This window comes from Nocardia sp. NPDC060220 (genome assembly GCF_042727815.1).
Classification (GTDB): Bacteria; Actinomycetota; Actinomycetes; order Mycobacteriales; family Mycobacteriaceae; genus Nocardia.
Genome location: NZ_JBHWZY010000516.1, coordinates 1 through 5,039, shown reverse-complemented (window position 1 = coordinate 5,039; position 5,039 = coordinate 1). Strand labels below are relative to the sequence as shown.

Below are 5,039 nucleotides of genomic sequence, written 5' to 3'. Positions count from 1 at the left end.
CAGCGACGTGAGCGTGCGCTTCCTCGCCTCCGGCTACAGCCGGATCTCGGCCGTGGTCAACGGCCGCTTCATGCCACACTGACGCTCCTCCGGACCCGAGGAAACTCCATGCGCGAGTTCAAGATTCCGCTGCCGATCGCCCGTGCGTTGCTCGACCCGGTGTTCCGGGTGACACTCAACGCACGGCTACCGGTCGCGGTACAGCGCGTTCTGCTCGACGCGGTCTCCCGGCTGCAGTTGGTGCCCGACGGTTCCGTCGTGCAGCACCTGCAGCTGGGTGGGCGCCCCGCCGAACGCGTGATCGCCGAAACCGCCATTCCGGGTTCGCGTACCCGGGCGGTCCCACCCGAACGTGCCGCGGGCGCGATCTTGTACCTGCACGGCGGCGGCTACGTGGTCGGTTCGATCGCCACGCACCGTTCGCTGGTGGCCGGTCTCGCGCGTGAGACCTCCTGCGCGGTGTATTCGCTGGACTACCGGCTGGCTCCGGAACACCCGTTCCCGGCCGGTCTCGACGACGCCGAGGCCGCGTTCCTCGACCTGGTCGGCAACGTCGGCTACCGGCCCGAGCAGATCTGCCTGGCGGGTGACTCGGCGGGCGGCGGCCTGGCGATGGCACTGGCCCAGCGGCTGATCGAGAAGCATCAGATGACCCCCGCCGCGCTCGGCCTCATCGCGCCCTGGGTGGACCCCACCGAGGTGCCGAGCAGGGATCGCGACCTGGTGATCAACCGAACGTGGTCGCGAGCCTGCGCCGCCCACTACCTCGGCGACGCCGCCGCGACCGAAGCGGGTTACGCCCCGCTGTCGGGCAACCTGATCGGCCTGCCGCCCACCTACGTGCAGGTCGATGTGAGCGAACTCCTGCACGACCAGTGTCGCAAGCTCGTCTCAGCCCTGCGTGGAGCGGGCGTGCACGTCCGCTTCACCGAAACCCGCGGCCTCTGGCATGTCGCGCAACTGCAAGCCGCGCTGGTCACCGAGGCAGCGCTGGCTCTCAGCGAACTCGCGGAATTCCTGCGAGAAGCAATTCAGCCGGTATCGATAGACGATTTACGATAAAGCCTGGTGACGGGCAATTCGGGCGGCGATATCGCGACCCGCCCGAACGTGTCGTAGATTACTGGCGAGTAGAACCCACTGGAAGGGCACAGATGCGAGAGTTCGAAGTTCCGGCTTCCTACACCATCCCGGACGATGCGAACAATGCCGACAACGTCTTCCGCTTCGCGCAGGAGACGCCGAACACGGTCTTGTTCAACGTCCCGAACGGCAGCGGCGGCTGGAATGACGTCACGGCAGCACAGTTCGAGAAGGCCGTCCTCGGCGTGGCCAAGGGCCTGATCGCCGCCGGCATCGAGCTGGGCGACCGCGTCGCGATCATGGCAGCCACCCGCTACGAGTGGACGCTGCTGGACTTCGCGATCTGGGCCGCAGGCGGCGTGACCGTCGCGATCTACGACAGCTCGGCCGCCGAGCAGGCCAAGTGGATCCTGCAGGATTCCGAGACCAAGCTGCTGGTCGTCGAGAACGACAAGCACCGCGCCACGATCGACGAGATCGAAGCCGGTTCGCTGCCCGCGCTGGCCGAGACCCTGCAGATCGACAAGGGCGCGATCGATACCCTCGTCGAGCGTGGTGCCGGGCTCGACGACGCCGCCGTGCACGAGCGTCGCAAGCAGGTCGGCGCGGCCTCGCCCGCGACCCTGATCTACACCTCGGGCACCACCGGCCGCCCCAAGGGCGTTCAGCTGACCCACGCGAACCTGTGGGCGGAATCGCGTTCGGGTGGCATCGAGCTCAGCGCGTTCGTCTCCGAGGGCCAGAAGACCCTGCTGTTCCTGCCGCTGGCGCACGTGTTCGCCCGCGCTGTCGCGCTGATCGCCTTCGATTCCAAGGTGACCATCCGCCACAGCTCGGACTGGACCACCCTGGTCGAGCAGTTCGGCGACTTCAAGCCGGACTTCATCCTCTCGGTGCCGCGCGTGTTCGAGAAGGTCTTCAACTCCGCCAAGCAGAAGGCGCACGACGGCGGCAAGGGCAAGATCTTCGACGCCGCCGCGGAGACCGCCATCGCCTACAGCACGGCGCTCGAGACCAAGGGCGGCCCCGACCTGCTGCTCAAGGTCAAGCACTTCGTGTTCGACAAGCTGGTCTACAGCAAGCTGCGCGCGGCCCTCGGTGGCCAGTGCCTGGCCGCTGTCTCCGGTGGCGGCCCGCTGGGCGCGCGCCTCGGCCACTTCTTCCGCGGCGCCGGCGTGACGATCTACGAGGGCTACGGCCTGACCGAGACCACCGCCGCGTTCACCGTGAACACGCCCGCGTTCATCCGGGTCGGCTCGGTCGGTCGCCCGATCCAGGGCCACGCGGCCAAGATCGCCGAAGACGGCGAGCTGCTGCTCAAGGGCTCGGTCGTGTTCGACGGCTACTGGGGCAATGCCGAGGCCACCGAGGAAGCGTTCGAGGACGGCTGGTTCAAGACCGGCGACCTGGGCGCCATCGACGCCGACGGCTTCGTCACCATCACCGGCCGCAAGAAGGAAATCCTGGTGACCTCCGGCGGCAAGAGCGTCTCCCCCGCGATCCTCGAGGACTCCCTGCGCGCGCACCCGCTGATCAGCCAGGTCATGGTCGTCGGTGACGGCCAGCCCTTCATCGGCGCGCTGATCACCCTCGACCCGGAAGCCCTGCCGGGCTGGAAGGATCGCAACGGCGTCGCCGCCGACACCGCGATCGAGACCCTGATCGAGAACCCGGCGCTGGTCGCCGAGGTGCAGGCCGCGATCGACGAGACCAACAAGAAGGTCTCCAAGGCCGAGGCGATCAAGAAGATCCGCATCCTCCCGGTCGACTGGACCCAGGAGGGTGGCGAGCTCACCCCGAAGATGTCGCTCAAGCGCGCCGTCGTCATGAAGCAGTACGCGGGCGAAGTAGACAAGATCTACTCCTGATCCCACACAGACGAGAGGCCGGTTGCGTTCGCGCAACCGGCCTTTCGGCTGTTCAGAACCGTTGCGCCGCGAATTGTGCCGCGGTGATGGTCATTCCGTTGATGCTGTACAGGGTGTGCGAGACGTTGGGCTGGGCGAGTGGGGAACCGTCGCAGATGTTGTCCGAGGGGATACACAGCTCGATGGTCTTGTCCTTGTAGAGCGCGCCGACCGAGACCGCCGGTGCGTCCGCGTCGGCCATGAACCGATCCGACGGTTTGCCGAACAGCGCGACCGCCGCGACGTGCTCTGCCACCGCGGGCGCCATCGGCTGCGGCAGATACATCTCGTACTCCGGCAGCACACCCTCTGGCACACCGACACCGGTCGCGAAACCGGCCAGCGCCGCGCCTTGGGAATATCCGCCGAGGACGATGCGGGCGCTCGGGCAGTTCGCCGCGAGGTATTCGACCCGTCGCTGAGCATCACCGATCCCCTGCACGACGGTGCGCGCGAAGGCCAGCCGGTCGGTGAAGTCGCTGCTGGCCGGGTAGTCGACGCCGTACGAGCCGACCGAGCGTCCGCCCGCGTTCGCGCGCAGCGCTTCGACGAAGGAGATACCGGTCAGACCGAGTTCACCACCCTGCTCGGCGGTCCCGCGAGCGAACACCACCTCGACATCGGAACAGGGCTCGGCGGTAGCGGGATGGGTGGGCGATACCAGGGGAATCGCGGCTGCCAAGAAGACTGCAGACACGAATCGCGAGAAGGAACGTGCTGTCATGCCGCGCAGACTACCGACCGCGACTGTTCACCATCGCCTCGACTCGGCCGGATTCGCCGCCGGGTGAGCGACGGCCCCGACGTTCAGGCCACACTCAACGCCCTGGACCGCAGCACCCGCAGACCCGCGATGCCGATCGCCAGATCGGCCGCGATCTCGAACAATGCGGCGAACCAGGAGAATCCGGTGACGCCGGAGGCGGCAGGCGCGTTGATGAAGCTGTCGCTGAGCGGACCGAACCAGTCCGGAAGCAGGTGCACGATCGTGAAACCGATCGCGCTCGCGAAGCCGATGAACACCGCGGCGCGTGGGGCCGCCGGGTGCCTGCGGAACACGAGGAACACCGTGAACAGGGCGAAGAGGATTTGCAGGGTGCCGAGGGCGTTCACCAGCGATGAGGTGGCGCCCATGCCCCGGCGTAAGTGGTCGGCGCCGTGGACCAGGAGGGCGACGGCGAAGACCGCCGTCGTGGCGCGCAGTGTCGAGTCCGGTGCTGTCTCGGTCATCATGTCTCCTGCCGAGCGGGATCGTTTCTACTACGCAGTGTAGTTTTGATGGCCGATCCGCGGGAGGTGTTCGGCCGTCACAAATCGGTCACCGGGGCGATCCGGGCGCGACGTACGCTCTGTGCATGGCGTTCTTGCGGGCGATAGCCGGGATCGTGGCCGCTGCACTGGTACTCGGTGTGGCGGAGTTGGTCGCGGTGTTCACCGGGTCCGGGAGCGCACCCGCGTACGCACTCGGCGCGACGGTGGTCGACCACACCCCCGACGGGGTCAGGGAATGGGCGATCTCGACGTTCGGAACCAGCGACAAGGCCGTGCTGTTCGTGTGCATGGGCATTGTCGCGGTGGTGGTCGCGGGGATCGCCGGATATTTCGAGCGAGCGGCTCGACCGATCGGATCGGTACTGTTCGCGATTTTCGGCGTGGTCGCCGCTGTCGTCGGCGCCGGGAGAGTCGGCGGGTTCGCCGGTGCGCTGCCCGCGCTGATCGGTACCGCCGCTGGAATTCTCGCGTTGCGAGGACTGACCCGGCGGATCGATGACGCATCCGATTCGCGGCGACCGGCGACGGAACCCGCTGCGCCACAACTCGGTGAGGCCACCGCGGCGCCGGAGGTAGGCGGCGAGGACAGCCCGGTCCGCACCGGCGCGTCGATCGCAGGAGCCGGGCGGCGGCGCGTGCTCGGTGGCATCGCGGCAACCGGGGTGCTCGCCCTCGGAGCCGGCCTGGCGGGCCGGCTGCTCGGCGGCGCGCGCCATGATGTGACGGCCGAGCGCGAGACCGTCGAATTGCCCAGGGCGACAGCACCGTTGCCGGATC

At 67.9% G+C, this 5,039-nt stretch carries 4 protein-coding genes and 1 pseudogene; 3 read left to right on the top strand and 2 right to left on the bottom strand.

Translation table 11 applies throughout. The annotated features are described in order from the left end of the window. The first annotated feature begins 108 nt into the window (after positions 1 to 108). Both ACFWF3_RS23935 and ACFWF3_RS23930 read left to right on the top strand, forming a co-directional pair. On the top strand, positions 109 to 1,062 hold the full coding sequence (locus ACFWF3_RS23935; protein WP_379315338.1) for an alpha/beta hydrolase: 954 nt from the start codon (positions 109 to 111) through the stop codon (positions 1,060 to 1,062). Between the two features lie 92 nt (positions 1,063 to 1,154). Then, positions 1,155 to 2,951, top strand: coding sequence for an AMP-dependent synthetase/ligase (locus ACFWF3_RS23930; protein ID WP_379315337.1), 1,797 nt, complete (start codon positions 1,155 to 1,157; stop codon positions 2,949 to 2,951). A gap of 52 nt (positions 2,952 to 3,003) precedes the next feature. Here the strand turns inward: ACFWF3_RS23930 and ACFWF3_RS23925 are convergent, their stop codons facing one another. Together ACFWF3_RS23925 and ACFWF3_RS23920 are read right to left on the bottom strand one after the other, a co-directional pair. Continuing rightward, the gene (locus tag ACFWF3_RS23925; RefSeq protein WP_379315336.1) at positions 3,004 to 3,714 is read right to left on the bottom strand and encodes a cutinase family protein; all 711 of its coding nucleotides are present in this window, start codon (positions 3,712 to 3,714) and stop codon (positions 3,004 to 3,006) included. A gap of 83 nt (positions 3,715 to 3,797) precedes the next feature. Further along, positions 3,798 to 4,220 carry a hypothetical protein gene (locus ACFWF3_RS23920; protein WP_379315335.1) on the bottom strand — a complete coding sequence of 141 codons (423 nt, stop codon included), beginning with the start codon at positions 4,218 to 4,220 and terminating at the stop codon, positions 3,798 to 3,800. 125 nt (positions 4,221 to 4,345) lie between these two features. Here ACFWF3_RS23920 and ACFWF3_RS23915 point away from each other — a divergent pair. Beyond that, positions 4,346 to 5,039: pseudogene (locus tag ACFWF3_RS23915) on the top strand (oxidoreductase); the annotation flags it as partial.